General features: G+C 55.9%; 14 protein-coding genes. All 14 read right to left on the bottom strand.

The window, feature by feature from the left end:
• Positions 1–406: 406 nt before the first annotated feature.
• The 14 genes from tyrS to O3648_RS02350 all read right to left on the bottom strand — a co-directional run bounded on the left by tyrS (position 407) and on the right by O3648_RS02350 (position 18,302).
• Entirely contained in the window at positions 407–1,711 is a 1,305-nt protein-coding gene (gene tyrS, locus O3648_RS02285) for a tyrosine--tRNA ligase (RefSeq protein ID WP_279742178.1), read from the bottom strand.
• 172 nt (positions 1,712–1,883) lie between these two features.
• A complete protein-coding gene (locus tag O3648_RS02290) occupies positions 1,884–4,178 on the bottom strand; it encodes an AAA family ATPase (RefSeq protein ID WP_371568163.1) in 2,295 nt (764 codons plus the stop codon).
• A 202-nt stretch (positions 4,179–4,380) separates the two neighbouring features.
• A complete protein-coding gene (locus O3648_RS02295; protein ID WP_304192852.1) occupies positions 4,381–4,956 on the bottom strand; it encodes an adenine phosphoribosyltransferase in 576 nt (191 codons plus the stop codon).
• A gap of 134 nt (positions 4,957–5,090) precedes the next feature.
• On the bottom strand, positions 5,091–6,680 hold the full coding sequence (locus O3648_RS02300) for an AMP-binding protein (protein ID WP_371568166.1): 1,590 nt from the start codon (positions 6,678–6,680) through the stop codon (positions 5,091–5,093).
• Positions 6,681–6,828: 148 nt separating this feature from the next.
• Entirely contained in the window at positions 6,829–7,314 is a 486-nt protein-coding gene (locus O3648_RS02305; protein ID WP_279742174.1) for an arginine repressor, read from the bottom strand.
• A gap of 396 nt (positions 7,315–7,710) precedes the next feature.
• Positions 7,711–8,463 carry a hypothetical protein gene (locus O3648_RS02310; protein WP_279742173.1) on the bottom strand — a complete coding sequence of 251 codons (753 nt, stop codon included), beginning with the start codon at positions 8,461–8,463 and terminating at the stop codon, positions 7,711–7,713.
• Between the two features lie 192 nt (positions 8,464–8,655).
• Entirely contained in the window at positions 8,656–11,226 is a 2,571-nt protein-coding gene (gene pheT, locus O3648_RS02315) for a phenylalanine--tRNA ligase subunit beta (protein ID WP_279755196.1), read from the bottom strand.
• 3 nt (positions 11,227–11,229) lie between these two features.
• On the bottom strand, positions 11,230–12,357 hold the full coding sequence (gene pheS, locus O3648_RS02320; RefSeq protein WP_371568171.1) for a phenylalanine--tRNA ligase subunit alpha: 1,128 nt from the start codon (positions 12,355–12,357) through the stop codon (positions 11,230–11,232).
• A gap of 235 nt (positions 12,358–12,592) precedes the next feature.
• Positions 12,593–13,114, bottom strand: coding sequence for an ABC transporter ATPase (locus tag O3648_RS02325; RefSeq protein ID WP_279742170.1), 522 nt, complete (start codon positions 13,112–13,114; stop codon positions 12,593–12,595).
• 272 nt (positions 13,115–13,386) lie between these two features.
• The gene (gene efeB, locus O3648_RS02330; RefSeq protein WP_371568174.1) at positions 13,387–14,709 is read right to left on the bottom strand and encodes an iron uptake transporter deferrochelatase/peroxidase subunit; all 1,323 of its coding nucleotides are present in this window, start codon (positions 14,707–14,709) and stop codon (positions 13,387–13,389) included.
• Between the two features lie 129 nt (positions 14,710–14,838).
• Positions 14,839–15,666 carry an iron uptake system protein EfeO gene (gene efeO / locus O3648_RS02335; protein ID WP_279790880.1) on the bottom strand — a complete coding sequence of 276 codons (828 nt, stop codon included), beginning with the start codon at positions 15,664–15,666 and terminating at the stop codon, positions 14,839–14,841.
• Between the two features lie 86 nt (positions 15,667–15,752).
• A complete protein-coding gene (efeU, locus tag O3648_RS02340) occupies positions 15,753–16,589 on the bottom strand; it encodes an iron uptake transporter permease EfeU (protein ID WP_371568178.1) in 837 nt (278 codons plus the stop codon).
• Positions 16,590–17,001: 412 nt separating this feature from the next.
• Complete coding sequence (locus tag O3648_RS02345; protein ID WP_371568181.1) at positions 17,002–17,493, bottom strand: (deoxy)nucleoside triphosphate pyrophosphohydrolase; 492 nt, start codon at positions 17,491–17,493, stop codon at positions 17,002–17,004.
• Entirely contained in the window at positions 17,493–18,302 is an 810-nt protein-coding gene (locus tag O3648_RS02350; protein WP_371568184.1) for a DUF421 domain-containing protein, read from the bottom strand. Before O3648_RS02350 ends, O3648_RS02345 begins: the two co-directional genes overlap by 1 nt.
• Positions 18,303–18,406: the final 104 nt, after the last annotated feature.

Consider the following 18,406-nt stretch of genomic DNA (forward strand, 5'->3'; position numbering starts at 1 on the left):
GGGGGTTTAGGTCCATCCTGACCCAAACATGACACTAGAACCCCTAGTCAGGAAAGGATAAGCTCCTCAAAAGTTCTTCGAAAAAAGTTTAAAAACCTTCAAAAGAACCCAAAAAACCTGCAGAATGCCCTCTCGGAGCATCCAAACAGAACAGACAGCGCCCATCAAACAACCAGGCAGCGCCGACCAACTCGAGAAGCGTACAACGGAGGAACACCTGGACAGCAAAGATACAGAACGACATATATGTAGAGCCTCTCCTGACGAAGGGGCTCTACATATATAGGGGACAGAAAAGGAGGAGCACTCCCCCACCGAACTGTCAGTACCAAACACTCAGTACTAAACACTCAGCAGAGAAGACTCCTCCCCTTCTATATATCGAGAAGACTAAATCAACTCTGTATTAGATAAGCTCTACAGCCCCCTGGTTCTTCTTGCCACGGCGAACCATCGCAAAACGACCGTGCAGCAGATCATCCTTAGAAATAGCTGCGTCCTCGCCCTGAACCTTCACACCGTTCACCGAAGCACCGCCTTCCTTCAGAATGCGACGAGCCTCAGAGTTAGACTTCGCAAAGCCCAGCTCAGTCAGAACAGAAATCATGTCCAGACGATCCTCGGACAGCTTAGCTGAAGGAAGCTCAGCAACCACAGACTCCAAGGTAGCCTCATCCAGAGCAGCGAAATCGCCCTTACCGAACAAAGCCTCCGAAGCAGCCACAGCCTGATCAGTAGCCTCAGTACCGTGAACCAGTGAAGTCACCAGGTATGCCAGAGTCTTCTGCGCCTCGCGCTTAAACGGCTCCTTCTCAACCTTCTCCGCAAACTCAGCAATCTCAGCACGAGTCAAGAAAGTAAAGACCTTCAAACGATCCACTACATCCGCATCCGCAGTGTTCAGCCAGAACTGGTAGAAAGCGTACGGCGAGCACATCTGCGGGTTTAGCCAAATAGCGTTACCCTCGCTCTTACCGAACTTAGTACCATCAGAGTTAGTAATCAGCGGAGTACCAATAGCGTGAACGCTCTTACCCTCCACCTTACGAATCAGCTCAGTACCGCTCGTCAGGTTACCCCACTGATCAGAACCACCGGTCTGCAGAGTACAACCGAAACGACGGTTCAGCTCCAAGAAGTCCAAGCCCTGCAGAATCTGGTACGAGAACTCAGTGTACGAAATGCCCTCATCAGAGTTCAGACGCTTCGCAACAATCTCCTTCTTCACCATGGTGCCCACGCGGAAATGCTTACCAACATCGCGCAGCAGCTGCAGAGCAGACATCTGACCGCTCCAATCCAGGTTATTCACCATACGAGCAGCGTTCTCACCCTCGAAAGATAGGAAACGCTCAATCTGAGCGCGCAGAGACTTAACCCACTCAGCAACAACCTCAGGAGAGTTCAGCACACGCTCAGAAGTCTGACGCGGATCACCAATCAAACCGGTGAAACCACCTACCAGACCCAGCGGCTTGTGACCAGCAAGCTGCAGACGACGCATCACCAGCAGCTGCACCAGGTGGCCCAGATGCAAAGAAGCCGCAGTCGGATCATAACCCGTATAGAAAGTCAGGCTCTCCTCGCTCAGCGCCTTCTCCAGAGCAGCCTCATCAGTGCTCACGTGCACCAGGCCGCGCCACTTCAGCTCCTGCCAAATATTCTCGAAGGTATCGTCATTATGCTGCGCGTTGAGGATCTCGGCAGACATGCTTCTCCCATTCACAAGGTAACAACGCCCGAAGGCGCTCGAACAAAATATGTAACAAGCCTAGCACCGCACCAGCCCAATCGCTCAGAAAAAACCAAGCGAGCGCCCAAACCGGTGCGGAACCGGCTCAAAGAAATAGAAATAACCGATAGAGGCTACACGAGCCACAAAGCTACAGACCCGCAGGCATCCGCGAACCCACCATGTGCAGGCGCTGAGTCGGACGAGTCATCGACACGTACAAATCACCCACAGCACCATCAGCATCATCAATCAGCTTCTGCGGCTCAACAATCACCACAACATCAAACTCCAGCCCCTTCGCCTCCCACGGAGTCAAAACCAGCACCTGATTCTCCAGCGCTGTCTGCGCAGTACCCGTACGATCAGAATGAGCACGAGCCACAGCCTGAACCGTCTGAACATACAGGCTCGGCGGGCACACCACACCAATCAGAGCACCACCCGAATGAGCGACCTCCTCACTGACCACAGACACGGTCTGCTCCACAACAGACTCGGAAGCAACCTCATGAACCAGCGGAGCCCAACGGCCCTCACGCACCGCACGAGGCGCAGACACCTCATAGCCAGCAGCCTGAGCAACCGACACCGCCGCCTCAGCAATCTGAGCCGGGGTACGGTAATTAATCGTCAGCTCCTCCAGAGTGAAACGCTCACCCACAAACGGCTCCAACGCCTGCGACCACGACGAAGCAGCCGCAGCAGAAGAAGCCTGAGCAATATCGCCCACAATCGTGAACGACTTCATCGGACAACGACGCATCAACAGACGCCACTGCATAGGTGAGAGCTCCTGAGCCTCATCCACCACAATATGGCCATACGCCCACGTACGATCAGCCGACGCCGCAGTCGCAGCAGTCATACGCTCGCCACGAACCTCATTCATCATCGCAATCTGCTCTGGAGTAATTACGCCATCGGCGCCAATATCCTCCAGCGACTGGTGAACATTCTCCAGAGCCTTCGCCGCATTCTCAAGGTTCGCACGATGCTCCGCCGCAGCACGAGCCGCAGCAGCCGCACCGGTCACCTTCGAAAAATCACCCAAAAGTTCAGCAGCCTCATCCAACAGAGGAACATCAGCCTCCGTGAAAGGGGCATCCGCCGGGCGAACCAGCAGCTCACGCTCAGGCTTCGACAACTCACGAGTCGCAGACTCCAGATAGTGCGGCTTCGAGAACAGCGAACGCAACAGAGTCTCCGGCGACAGCGGCATCCACGCCAAGTTCAAGGCACGGCGCACATCCATCGAGGCACGCACATCATCCTGCAGATACGGACGCTCCACCACACGACCCGCCGCACGGTTCAGCTGATCATCCAGCTTCGCGGTCAGTTCCTTCAACAGAATCTTCACGAACGTCTCACGAGCCTCATTATGCGGCTTGCCAGTCGAACGAGCGCGAGAACGAGCCGAACGAACCATCTCCGGAGTCAGCTCAACATCAGTACCCTCAACATTCAGACGCTGAACCTGAGCCAGCACCTTCTGACGATCCGCCACCGCACGCTTAATAACCTTCACCATGCGCAAATCGCCCTTCAACGCAGCAACCGCGCGATCCTTCTCAGGCACAGCACGCAAACCCGGGTACAGGGTCGCCAACGAAGACATCACCACGCCGGTCTCACCCAGCGAAGGAAGCACACGTTCGATATACCACATGAACGAATTCGACGGACCAACCACCAGCACGCCAGCCTTCGACAGGCGCTCACGGTTCGTGTACAGCAGGTACGCCGCACGATGTAGCGCCACAGCAGTCTTACCGGTACCCGGACCGCCCTGCACAACACGCACACCCGGTAGCTCCGAGCGGATAATAGCATCCTGCTCAGCCTGAATCGTCGCCACAATATCGCCCATGCGGCCCGTACGCTTCTTATTCAACGCCGCCAACAGAGCACCCTCACCGTGGAGAGTGTCCTCATCCTGCAGCATCTCCGAATCGAAGACCTCATCCTCAATATTTACGACAGTGCGGCCCTCAAGCATCAGGTGACGGCGGCGGCGCACGCCCATCGGCTGAAAGGCAGTCGCCTGATAGAACGTACCCGCCTCCGGGGCACGCCAGTCCATCAGCAGACGCTGCTGATTGCTATCCGTAATACCAATACGACCGATATATCGCACCGCATCAGCGCCCTCACGGTCCATATCCAAACGACCAAACGTCAGACGAGAATCCACAGCATTCAGCTGCGCCAAACGATCCTCATAGTGAGTAGCAAAAGAGTCACGCTCCGAACGGTTCTGATGACCGCCCACCGCCTGATTCTTACGAACAGCAGCCAGCATCTCAGCCGTCTCCTCACGGAGCTTATCCAGACGAGCATACACGCGAGCAACATACTCACGCTCCGCAGCCATCTGCTCGGCAAACAGCTTCTCAGCCGCCGAAGAATCAGCAGACTTCTGGGGTAGAGATTCAGATGACACGTAAGCTCCTTAAACCTATAGTGTCTCAAAGACAGGGTGCGACAGACACCCAAAAATACGGGTCACTATTTTACAGGACAGGCTCCGAAGGGCAGAAATATTGCCCCCACAGAAAAGTACCCCACCGGTTCAACCGGCGGGGCACCCCTCATCAATATCAGCTACACACACCCAAACGGCGGTAGCCTCAAACTCTATAAAACTACTTCGACGGCAGCGGGTACTCAGACACCAAGCTCAGCGTCTCAAGACGGTAACCGTCCAACGCCTCACGACCGCCCAGGCCCTCCAGCTCCAGAAGAGCGCCAACGCCGGCAACCTTCAGGTTCGCGCGCTCCACCAGCTTCGCGGCAGCCACCAGGGTACCGCCAGTCGCCAGCAGATCATCCAGCAAAAGAACACGGGTGCCCGGCGCGAAATCATTACAGTGAATCTCAATCGCAGCACTACCGTACTCCAGTGCATACTCCTCACGGTACGTCTCACGCGGAAGCTTACCCGCCTTACGAACCGTCATAATGCCAGTGCCCGTAGCGTATGCGAGTGCAGAAGCCAGCAAGAAACCGCGAGCCTCAACACCAGCCACCACATCAAACTGACCCTCAAAACGAGCAGCCAGCTCATCAATGCACGCCTTGAACACCTCAGCATTAGCGAAGAGAGTGGTCACATCGTAAAAGAGGATACCCTCGTGCGGGTAATTCGGAATTGTAGCGCAAGCAGCCGGAATCAACTGCTCAATAGGGGTTCGCGAAGCCTCAGAAGCGGGAACGCTCATGCTCTCTCTTTCGTGAAGGGGATAGCCCCGGAAAAACCGTCCGGGAACAATAGCGCGGTAGAAGCCGCCTACAAGATTCTACCCTCTTCATCTACAGTTGTCCTCAGATGAGCACCAAGAACTCCCTATCGGAATTAGCCCCGCTGAATCAAAACCCGCAAGTCACGCTTAAGAATCTTACCGGTCGGGCCCAAAGGCATACTCTCCACCATCACGTAGCGGCGAGGGTACTTATACGCCGCCAAACGAGTACGAGCCAACGCATTCAACTCCGCCTGCAGCACACCCTCATCAGCACCCGGACGCGGCATCACCACGGCGACAACCTCCTCGCCCACTCGCTCATCCGGCACGCCCAACACCGCTGCAGACTGCACCTGCTCATGGGTATAGAGAACATCCTCAATCTCACGCGGATACACCGAATAGCCGTTACGCAGAACCATGTCTTTAATACGATCCACAATAAAAATATTGCCCTGCTCATCGACACGAGCAACATCGCCGGTCGCAAACCACTCGCCGTCAAAAACCTCAGCAGTAGCCGCCGGGTTATTCCAGTAGCCAGCCATCACGTTCTCACCGCGCACCCACAGCTGACCGCTCACACCCGGAGCGCACTCGGAGCCTTGCGGGCAACGGACCTGCACCTGCACACCCGGCAGCACACGACCCACCGAACCGAGCACCATGCCAAACTCCGCCTGATTAAACGAAACCACCGGCGACGTCTCACTCAAACCGTAGCCCTCATATACCGGGCACTCAATCAGCATTTTCAACGCAGAATGCACCGGCGCAGGCAACGGCGAACCGCCCGAAATACCGAAACGGATGCAACCACGCAGCGAGCGTGCACGCTCAGGCTCAGCCTCCAGCGCCGCCGCTAACGACACATACATGCTTGGGACCGCAGCCAACACCGACACCCCTGCACCCTCAATCAGATTCAGCGCACCATCAGGGGTAAAACGTGGCAGCAAAGCCACAGTAGCCGACGCCGCAAACGCCGCGTTCATCGACACCGTCTGCCCAAACGCGTGGAATAGCGGAAGTCCACCAAAAATGACATCCTCAGCGGTAAAACCAAAAACGCTGACACAGCTACGAGCATTCGAGAGGATATTCGCGTGGGTCAGCGTCGCACCCTTCGGTTTGCCCGTCGTACCCGAAGTGTACAGAATAATCGCCGGCTCGCTCACCGCCACCGGGACAGGCTCCAGAACAGTAGCCAACAGCGCACTATCGGCAGGCGTATCAAAAGGAGCCACCGGCGAGCCCTCTCCCCCGGTGAAAATCTCGCAATGAACCGAACCGTTCTTCACCGGAACCGTCGAGGATGCCACCGACGCCAGACGAGTACCCGCAAAAGCAAAAAGTACCTTCGCCCCGCTATCGCGCAGATGATACTCCAACTCAGCACCCGACAACAGCGGATTCAACGGAACACAAATCGCACCCGCAGCCACAATGCCGTAATACAGCGCCGGCATCAACGTCACATTCGGCATAGACAACGCCACGCGGTCACCACGCCCAACACCGAGCGCCGCCAAATGACGCTGAACCTGCGCGGCCGCAGACGCCAACTGCGCGTAGCTCACTACCCGCACATCAGCAGAGTCAGAAGCCGGAATCGCCAAAGCTGTCTTAGCTCCCGAACCAGAAGCAGCCTCCGCCAAAAGGTAGGCAATATTGTTCGCTGAATCGTGCATTTCAGACATAATAGAAAACTCTCACCACAGAAAAATCGGTATATCTAGAAAAGAAGTCGAGCTAGAAGCCCGGCAAAAAGCCCGAAGACAGCAGAAGGGCGTACCTTCAACCGCTCTCCCGAAACATCAGAAGAACAGGCAAGATACGCCCCAGCTACTACTGAGCAGCAGACCAATCCAAGAAGCTCTCGGCAAGCGCAGCCCCACCATTGGGGTCACGAGTAACCACTATTACCGTATCGTCACCGGCAATAGTACCCATAATCGCTTCGAGACCGCCCTGATCAATAGACGACGCCAAGAACTGCGCAGCACCCGGAGGAGTACGCAGAACCGTAATATTTGCCGAACCCTCAGCGGTAATCAGCAGTTCCTTAAACAGGGAAATCATACGGGCGTCAGGTGCAGTACCGCTGCCACGACGAGCAGGGTAATTCGGCACAGCATAAATCAGGCCAGCGCCTTCATCACGGATGCGCTCAGCGCCAATTTCAACAAGATCACGGGAAAGGGTGGCCTGAGTAACCTTCATACCATCATCGGTCAGGTACTGCGCCAGTTCAGCCTGGGAGCGGACACGTCGGGTCTGCAGCAATTCAACGATGCGTGCCTGACGCGCGATCTTGGTCGAGGGGAAAGGCATAATATCTCTTCTTCCTACGGTGCCAATCACGAATTCAGAACGGAGCTGCCCAACGGTGGCGCAGCGCAACATTCTTTACTACCCAAGATAATACATATGCACATAAATATGCGCACCAAATATGGATTATTCCAAGATATGGGGGAAATTTCAGGGTTTATCTCACCAACTGTCACGCAAAATGCCGTGAATGTAGCGTGTATCTACACATTCAGGCGCATAACCTCGCAATGAATGCATAGCATGCAAGAACATTGTGGACTGGTCCGCTGCGCCCATCAAGAGGCCTCCGGCAGGTGAGCACAAAAAAGGAGCCCGCCTCCAGCACACCACGTGCACCAGAAACAGGCTCCCTCAACAAAACATCAACCGGTCAATCCTCAAGATTCAGAACGCCTAGCGCTCATCCTCCACCAGACCATCCAGGTCCTCATACTCGACATCGCGCGAACGGCGGTTCAGCCACACAGCAAAACCCATACCCAGCAGAAGCACCAGCACCGAACCAACAATACTTGCGATACCGGCAAAGCGCTCAGCATTCACGCTGTCCTCAGTCACAGGCTTCAACGTGCCCTTCTCAGCGGTATACACAACTTCAAGGCTACCGTTCTTCTCCACCAGCAGGCCGTCCACCTCACGCGGGAACTCGGAGGGAACATCTCCAGTCTGCGAACCTCGGAACTCAATCGGAGCCCCCGAAGTCACCTGATACTTATCCTTCAGGTTCGACACATACGTCTTACCATTCAGCGCATCATCAGCCGGCAGGTTGCCCTTATAGCGAGCCACATTACCCTTCGTAATCAGGTCAGGAGTCAAATCCTGATAAGTGCCCTGAATAACCCAGCTCTTGCCAGCATACTCGGCGTTATTATTCACCGACGCAAAAGCACGAACACCCACAACAGCCAAAACAATGGAAAGAATAACTGCAACAACAGCAGAAAGAACCGACAGCCAATTCACGCCCGGACGGTGATCCAGCTCTTCCTCACTCATCGCGAAAAGAGAGGAGTTCTCTTCCTCATCGTCGTCGTAATCCTCGGGCTCGTCGTACTCCTCATACTCAGAATCTTCAAAGTAGGTTTCTTCGACCTCAGGCTGCGACAGCTCATCCTGTTCGCGCGAGTTCTCTAGATTAGCCATTACTCTCTCCCTCACTTCATCTATCCTCTAGGGTACCCATAACCACATGAGTTCATCAATGAAAGCGCTTATCAACGCTTCATAAACCAACCCAACAGATAAACCCACCACGCAACGCCAAAAGCTACGGGGCGGGAGCCAACAACTCCCACCCCGTCAGCACTAAGCGTTACGTCATAGGGTCAGCCCCGGTTAGACACGCGGTTCTGCACCCAGCTGCTCAACAGTCGCAGCCACAGCAGCCTCACGAGCAGCCGACGCCTCATCAGCAGTTAGCGTACGATCCGGCGCACGGAAACGCAGAGCAAACGCCAAAGACTTCTTTGACTCATCAATACCGACACCTCGGTAATCATCAAAGACGCGGATATCCTCCAGCAGCTCACCAGCGCCCTCACGCAGAACACGCTCCACTTCAGAAGCAGGCAGATCGCGGCCCACCAGAAGCGCCACATCCTGAGTAGCAGCCGGGAACGTCAGCACCGGAGTAGCCTGACGCGCCTCAACACGATCAGCAAACAGCGCCGAGAAATCCAGCTCAAACGCGCAGGTACGCTCCGGCAGGTTCAGCTCCTGCAGTAGCTTCGGATGCAGCTCACCAGCGAAACCAACACGCTCACCAGCAGCACTCAGAACCTCAGCCACACGGCCCGGGTGGAACGCGGTATGCACACCGTTACGCACCTGAATCTCAGCCGAAACAGCGGCAGCAACCAGACGCACAGCGTCCAGAGCGTCACGCCAATCGTAAGCGCGCGGAGCAATGCCGGGCATTACCTCATGTTCAGTACCAGCAAACAGGCCACCAATGAACGTGGGCTGCTGCGGAATACCGGCATTCAAATCAACCAGAACCTCATCCGAAGGACGAGCACCCAGCGGCGGAATAGACTCCGAACCCAGCTGCTCACCCGGAATGAACACGTGACCCGTCTCAAAAATAGCCAGGTTCTTGAAACCGCGAGACAGGTTACGCTTCAAAACCTCAACCAGGCCAGGCAGCAGCGAGCGGCGCATCCAGCCCTCAGCCGAAGAAATCGGGTTCTCCAGGCGAACCGAAGGAACCTCAGTTACCGGATTCTCAGGGGTGCTCACCCACGGAGCCGACCATAGGTTATTCGCATCAGCCGACACGAAGGGGTACGCGAAAACCTCAGTCAGGCCCGAAGCTGCCAGCGCATTCAGCGCACGACGCTTACCCGCCTGCTCCGGAGTGTAACCGCGACCCGCAGGAGCCACCGGCAGAGTCGAGGGGATGTTCTCGTAACCGTCAATACGTGCGATTTCCTCAGTCAGGTCCTCCTTCGCACGCAGGTCAGTACGCCATGACGGGACAGTCACCGCGTAACCAGACTCGGTACGCTCCACCGAGCAACCAATCTCACGTAGGCAAGACTCAATCTGCTCCGGCGAGTAATCCACGCCAATACGACCGGCAGTGTAATCAGCAGGCAGGTCAATCACGACCGGCTCATAGCCAAGTGACACATCAGTAACGCCCGGCTCAGCCTGGGCGTCAGCCAGCTTAACCAGCAGCTCAACCGCACGCTGAGCAGCCGCAGTCTGAATCTGCGGATCCACGCCACGCTCAAAACGCTTCGAGGACTCAGAAATCAGCTTGTGACGGCGAGCAGTACGAGCAACCGACACCTCATCAAAACGAGCAGACTCCACCAGAATGCGGGCGGTCGAATCGGTCACCTCAGTCGAGGCGCCACCCATCACACCGGCAAGACCAATCACCCCGGAACCATCAGCAATGACAATATCCTCGGGATGCAGAATACGCTCGACACCGTCCAGGGTCACCAGCTTCTCACCAGCAGCGGCGCGGCGCACCACAATCTCACCCTGGACCTTGTCAGCATCGTAGAAGTGCAGAGGCTGACCGGTCTCCAGCATCACGTAGTTCGAAATATCTACCGGCAGCGACAGTGAACGCACACCCGCCAGACGCAGACGCGAAGACATCCAAGTCGGAACTGGCGCATCCGCCTTCACGCCCGACACCTCACGCATCACAAAACGAGTGCATGCGGGGTTACCGTGAATCGGGGCCTCATCACGCAGAGAAACCGCGTGACCGGACTTGTTCGCCTCCGGGGCACGCTCGCCGTACGCCAGCACAAAATCCTCAAAAGAAGAACCGGTAGCGTGGCACCACTCGCGAGCGATACCGCGCAGAGAGAACGCGTAACCGCGGTCCGGAGTCACGTTCACCTCAGCAGCCTGATCGTACAAGCCCAGCAGCTCCATCGCATCGGTGCCGACCTCCGGGTCCAAGCCCAGGGTCGAAAGCACCAGAATGCCACCGTGATCATCGCCAATACCCAGCTCACGGGTAGAGGCAATCATGCCAGCCGACTTATGACCATAGGTCTTACGGGCGGTAATCGCGAAACCGCCGGGCAGAACAGCACCGGGCAGGGTCACAACAACCTTGTCACCGGGCTTGAAATTGTGGGCACCACAAATAATGCCCTGCACTCCGGAAGGCTCAATGCCCTTACCGGTCAGAGTCTGCTCCTGGCCCTCCGGAACAACACGCACCTGGCACCAATTCACGGTCTTGCCATTAGAGTGGGTCTCCGGCTCCATAGAGAGCACCTGACCAACCACAATCGGGCCGGACAGCTCATCAGAGGGGCGGTGAACGTCTTCTTCTTCCAGGCCAACCTTCACCAGGGTTGCCATCAAATCTTCAGCGGAAGCATCCTCAGCTACAGGCACGAACTCGCGCAGCCATGACAGGGGTACACGCATAATTTAGATCTCCATCCCGAACTGTTCAGAGAAACGGATGTCGCCTTCAACCATGTCATGCATGTCAGCGACGTTGTTACGGAACATGAGGGTACGTTCAATACCCATACCGAAAGCGAAGCCCGAGTACTCCTCAGGATCAATACCCGCAGCACGCAGAACATTCGGGTTCACCATGCCGCAGCCACCCCACTCAATCCACTGCGGGCCGCCCTTAGCGTTCGGGTGCCACAAATCCAGCTCCGCGGAAGGCTCAGTGAACGGGAAGAAGTTCGGGCGCAGGCGAATCTTAGCGTTCTCACCGAACATGGCGCGTGCCATATACTCCAGGGTGCCCTTCAGATCAGCCATGGTCAGGCCCTTATCCACGGCAAGACCCTCAATCTGGTGAAAGACCGGGGTGTGGGTCGCGTCCAGCTCATCGGTGCGGTACACCTGACCCGGGCACACAATGTACAGCGGCAGATCACGCGAAAGCAGCGAGCGCATCTGCACCGGCGAAGTGTGAGTGCGCAACAGCAGGTGAGCGTTCTTCGGCTCAACGTAGAAAGTGTCCTGCATTTCGCGTGCCGGGTGGTCCGGCTTAATGTTCAAAGCGTCAAAGTTGTACCACTCAGACTCAAGCTCCGGGCCGTCAGCAACTTCCCAGCCCATACCGACGAAAATGTCGGTCAGGCGCTCCTGCATCAGAGCAATCGGGTGGCGACCGCCCAGGGAACGGCGAGCCGAAGCAGCAGAAACGTCCACAGCTTCCTCAGCCAGGATGCGAGCCTCACGCTCAGCCTCCAGCTCAGCGGTGCGAGCCTCAATAGCCTCAGTCAGGGCGGCACGAGCCTGACCCATCAGCTTACCCACCGGGCCCTTGTGCTGGTTCTGAAGATCACGCATCTGACGGTTAGCGATGCTCATGATGCCCTTCTCACCGAAGAAGCTCAGGCGCACCTCCTTGAGGCTGTCAAAGTCCTTAGCCTTCTCGCGAATCTCCTGCTTGGCACGCTCACGCTCAGCCTCAAAGGCCTCACGGATAGCGTCCAAAGCGTTCTCGGGGTTCTCCTCCAGAACCTGCGCAATGCGGGCGAGAACCTGAGCCGGGCCGTTAAGACCCTCGTGTTCCTGCACGGAATCGGTCATTGTCACTCTTCTCTGCATACCACCGGCCGAATGCCGGCTGGCTCGTTATACAACTTAGGCAGCACCGTCTGCTCTCTCCCGACTGCCCGCACAGGGTGCGGAACAAAGGTAGGCGACGGGCGCATATCCTATCCATTTTAGACCAGAGAAGGAAGCGCAAACAGCAGAACGCCCGGATAATCCATCCGGGCGTTCTAGAGTATATCTTTTCAACAATAGGGTTGAAGGGGTGCTTCTACTTCAGAGCCTGCTTTACAGCCGGGTCGAAAGAAGCACGAATCCACAGCACGTTCGCAATGAACCATGCCGCGTACAGGGGCACAAAGCCGTAACGCTGAGCGTCAATAACATTACCAATCAGAGACATAATCGCCACGAACGCACCCAGAATTGCAAAAACCAGACCGACGGTTAGGCCCTGACGCTTGCCCTTCTGAATCGTGAAGTACACCCAGATGTACACAACCGCAGAAACGACCAGCAGAGCGATACCGCCGACAATACCAAACTGCGGCAGCCCATGTAGCGGGGACAAGTTACCCGGCGCCAACGAGGAAATAACACCGTGGATAAAGCAGAGCAGTGCGGAGATAATCATAATCTCCTGCAGACGCAGAATCTTCGGGTGCTTGGTCGGCGAGTGGAACAGAATTCCGCGCGGCTCAGCGCCGCCTTCCTGAATATAAATAGCTTGAGTGTCCGAGGGAACCGCGTCGGAGCGGTAGGCACCCGGATCAAACGGGGGTTGAGCAGTCATCATTGTCTCCCAATACGTATGTGATTTCTCCCTCAATACTACCCGCCTACCGGTTGGTTTCCAAAGTATGCCCCCGTGTTGAAACCATATATGACAAAATCCCCTCCCTCACAAAAACCCACAAAGAGTCAATCCAGGCACCCCCAACACCCGCAAAATAGTGGCTGTGCACGCATTAACAAGAGAAAGCAGGAGGTGACAGCACCTCCTGCTTTCAACAGCATAAACACGCCGCTTAGCAAGCCTAAGCAGGCGCTAGTCCCACACATCCACTAGCTGAAAAGACCCGAACAGATGTAGTCGTTCTCATCCTTCACACCCGGAGGCACCGCAAACAGCCCACTACCGGTATGACGCAGATACTCACTCAACGCATCCGAAGAAGTCATCGTGCTCAGCATCGGAATAAAATGCGTGCGCGGATCGCACACGTACGCAATGAAGAACAAACCAGCATCCAGGCGGCCCAGTTCATCAGTACCATCCGTGTAGTTGAATCCGCGGCGCAACATCTGCACACCCTGATTCTGGTCAGGATGCATCAGACGCATATGCGAATCTGCTGGAATCAGAGGACCCGAGCGGCCCTTCTCCGAAAAGTTAGGAGCCGTGAACTCGTCACCACCAGACAGCGGCGCGCCACTGACCTTAGTGCGGCCCACAATCTCCTCCTGCTCACGCAGACGAGTGCGGTCCCACGTCTCAATATTCATACGGATACGACGAGCAGCCAGATAGCTACCACCCTCCATCCATGCCGGGCTATTCGCCGAATTCTCAGAAGAAGTCCACACATGCTTCTTCAGCAGATTCGGGCTCTCCACCTTCAGGTTATTTGTACCGTCCTTGAAACCGAACAGGTTACGAGCCGTCACCTGGCTCGTCGAGGTCGAAGAAGTACGACCAAAGCCCTGCTGATTCCATGCCACCACAGCGCGACCGCCAGCAATGCGAATCAGATTACGAATCGCATGGAACGCCACCTGCGGGTCATCAGCACAAGCCTGAATGCAAATATCACCGTTGCTACGCTTATCTTCCAGCGCATCACCGGTCATATGAGGGATGCGGACCAGCGCCTCCGGGAGCTTGCTCGCAAAGCCAAAGCTATCCTTACCCTCATCATCAACGAAGAAGCTACGACCCAGCCCAAAGGTGAGGGTCAGGTTCGCGGCAGACAGGTCCATCGCCTCGCCGGTGTCCTTAGGAGGCACCTCATAGGAGCGGTCCTCCCCCACCAGCTCACCCGCCTGCAGCTTCGCAGCAGCGGCACTCCATTCCTTGAACAGGGACTGGATTTCGTCACGGTCGGTAGTCTTCAGGTTCAGCGCCGCAAAGTACATGCGGTCCTGAACCTCAGTAGAGATGCCGCTCTGATGCTCCCCGTAAAACGAGTGGGAATCTTTCACAGCGGTCGAGGAAGCACTCGCAGAAGTCTGCGCGCTGGAATTGGAGGAGCAGCCGGCGAGCGCGCCAAGGGCACCCAAGGCACCGGCACCAGCCAGTGCGGCACCGAGAGCACCGCGGCGGGAGGTGCCCGCAGGCTTAGCTTCGGGGGCTATTTCCGGGGTGTGGTGGTTAGATTCGGTAGGCATGGGAAGGCCTTTCGTATGATGTGTGAATAATGAATAATGCGCCCGTGCCGGGCAGAGACACGAATCAACCGTAGTCCCCACCCGGCATCACCCGCATTCAAGCGCAGTGAGGTATCAACCCGCAGGGTACTACTTAGTACCCGCGCCGGTCACAACCTCAGTCATCTTCGAAACCGGCTCGGAGAGCGCCTCGACAGCATCGGACAGCTCACGCACCTGTTCCTTGGTCAGCTCATCGTAGGAAGCGAAACCGTTGCCCTTCTTGTGGTGGTTCAGCAGCTTCTGCACGGCGTCGAACTTCTTCTCGATGTCCTCCGCCAGCTTCGGGTCCTTCTGCTTCAGAATCGGCAGAACATCCTCGTAGGCCACGCGGGCACCATCAATATTGCCCTGGAAGTCGGAGAGGTCGGTGTGCGACCAGGTTTCTTCCTCACCGCTAATCTTGGTGTTTACCACTTCGTCCAGCAGTTCCTTGGCACCGTTAGAAATCTGGAAAGCCTCAAGCTTGAACTCGGAGGAGTGAACCTCGTCGTAGAGCTTTTGAGTGTCAGCAACAAGCTTCTTCGCCAGCTCAGCGCGCTCCTGCTCAGTCAGCGGAGTGTATTCCTTACCACCATTCTTCTCAGCGGTGGGCTGCCACAGGTCCTTCTCAATCTTGTGCCAGCCGGTCCACTCCTTGCCCTCCTCCACGTCTGTTTCACGTGCATCCAGGGCGGGGTCCAGGTCACCGAAGGACTCAGCCACCGGCTCAATGCGTTCGTAGTGCAGGCGTGCGGAAGAGTACAGAGCCTTCGCTTCTTCCGCCTTACCGGCGGTGTACAGCTCAGCGAACTGCTCAGTCTTAGTCTTCAACGACTCCACCTGGTCCTTGACGTAGGCGGTGTACTGGGAAACAGCGGTGTCGCGCAGAGCCTGCTCATCAGCGGAGATTGGGATTGCGTTCTCGTTCTTGGTCACAGGGTTCGCGGCCAGTCATTGCCGCAAAATCTAGGAGTGCCTTCCCTCAAAAAGTGGAGGCTAGTTTCGGTTGAGGATGCCGGCTATTAGGCCGCAGCCTTTTCGGTTTCCGGCTTCTTAACCGATGCCTTCACACCCGAGCGCTGCGCACGGATAAACAGAGGCATCACGATGCCCACGTACAGGATCCAGGCGCCCGCCTCAAGCCAGGTGGTGGTCGAAGACAGGTTGAATACAGCCTTCAGCAGTGTGCCAACAAAACTGCTCGGGTCGATATAACGGTAGGACTCAAACGCGATGTTGTTCAGACCCGGCAGGATAGCCGCCTCCTGCAGATCGTGAATACCGTACGAGAGTACGCCCGCCGCCACAATGACCAGGAACGCGCCGGTAATCGTGAAGAATCGGGAGAGGTTAATACGCATCATGCCGCGCATCATGCCCCACGCCATGACAACAGCGATTGCGATACCGACCAGCGCACCGAGCATGGGGATTGCGTTAGCCTCCTGACCGGCGGTGCGGGTAGCCGACCAGATAAAGAGGGTGGTTTCCAGGCCTTCACGGCCCACGGAGAGCGCTGCCAGCAGAACCACAGCCCAGACGCTGGTCTGCACAGCGTCCAGTTTGCCCTTGAGCTCGGCGGAGAGTATGCGGGCGTTTTCAGCCATCCAGAAAATCATCCAGGTGACGAAGCCAACCGAAATGATGGACAGGGAACCACCGATGGCTTCCTGCGCTTCGAAGGTGAGGGTTTGGGGGCCGAAAGTCAGCAGGGCGCCGAAGCTGAGGGACAGCAGCACCGCCACACTGACGCCAGCCCACATCGGGGCCAGCAGGTGGGTGCGCTGCGTTTTGCGGATGTAGGCGAGCAGGATACCTACGACCAGAGCCTCTTCGAGGCCCTCACGTAGGCCAATCAAAAAGTTTCCGAGGAAGGCCCCCAAAAGTTCATCTCAGTATCACCAATTAGTTAGTTTTCTCTTACCTAATAAACATACGGTGATTGGTGCTAGATTGCATCCCGGATGATGGGGCTACACATGCCTAAAATCGCCTATATCTTTACGGTGCCGGTTCTTAGACACGACCTGTCGCCATAACTTTACGCACTTTGAATAAACACCCTAATAAACACGCAAGTCAGGATCACATGGCGCATAAATCACCCTTAAAACATGAATAAAGGCGGGACTCCCCACAGGGAATCCCACCTTCAAACAGTGTCAAAAAAAGATAGAGAAAATTTATCCTGTTACCGCCGCGAACTTGTTACACAACGGGAATTAGCCTTGCACCAAACTAACACAGAGTCTTAGCACTACGGCATTAGGATTATGCCTCGCCAACACCTGCATCCTGCAATTGCTGAAGAAGAGCCACAACAATCGGCAAATCCGCCGGAATCCACGGCAAACCCAGCAAATCATCATACGCCTGCGTGTCATCCCTAGAGTTCGGTAGCGGCATCCACCGCAGAGCACTGTGATCTTCCAAAGTATCCGGAGTACCAGAAAAAATCTCAGCAAAGAACACACGCATCGCCAGGCGCTCGTTTAGTGGCCAACCTTGAACGTGCGGTCCGGGCACCTCAGCACCCACAAGAATCCGTACGCCCAGTTCCTCACTCAGCTCACGCGCCAGAGCCTGCTCGCAGCTCTCTGCCGCCTCGACCTTCCCACCGGGAAATTCCCAGAGGCCCGCCAGGATGGGTGGCGCCGAGCGTTGGGCAATCAGCAGGCGGGTGGGATTCTTGAAAGAATCCAAAACTGCTGCACCTACCACCTGCACTTCAAAGTGTTCGGGCACCTGGTTAGAGGTAGACACTACTGCTCCTTCTTCTCCTTAGGGGCCACCTGAGCGTCAGTAGCCTTATCCATGTCCTCAGAATTGCCGTCCTGCTGTTTATCAGTTTTCTCGATGCCTGTCTTCCACTCTTCTTCCTCGTCATTCATATTCGAGGTTTCTACCACCTCACGGCGAATATTAGTGCCGTCGTTCAGCAGAATCAGCAAGCGGTTGCCGTTCTTAAACTCCATAAGGAAGATATCCTCAAGCTCAACCTTAGCTGCACGTAGCTGCAAACGCACCCAATCCTCAGTCTTGTGAGCATCCGCAATATCGCGAGTCACCAGGGTTCCCTTCACCACCAGGGTAAAGTTTGGAACACCGTCACCCTTACGAATCACGCTCAGCGCGCCATTCAGCTCAATCTGAGCGAACTCAATTTCTTCCAGGTCGTAAATACCTTGCGCACGCAGATCTGCTACCAGACGCATCGGGTCAAGTACCACGTCGGACTGTTGGAAGCTCTTAATATCGATATCGCCATCAGTAATGACCGGCACGCGCTGCTCACGCACCGCCATATGCAAAAAATGAATCTTCGAAGTCGCCACATTCAGCAGCTGAATCATACACAACGTAAAGACCAGGTAAACGATGAAGTAGAACAGACTAATCTGCTCGCTATACAGTACACCACCAATCAGACCACCAATCACAAAGTTACCGATGGTATCAATCGGGGTCTGGTGCCCCGCCTGAGAACGGTGGGTCAGGCGTAGATACACCAGGATGATGACCAGACCGAAGAAAATCTTCAGCAAGCCGTCAGTCACCATTTCGACAGTCATGAATCGTCTCTCCTATACGTTTGTGTGTTTAAGTGGATATGCCTCACCTGCTGTGTCTGCGCGGTATGATACGCCCACAAGAGGCGCCAGCACAGGTGCCGCCC

It is taken from the genome of Rothia sp. 27098_8_161 (genome assembly GCF_041432905.1).
GTDB lineage: Bacteria > Actinomycetota > Actinomycetes > Actinomycetales > Micrococcaceae > Rothia.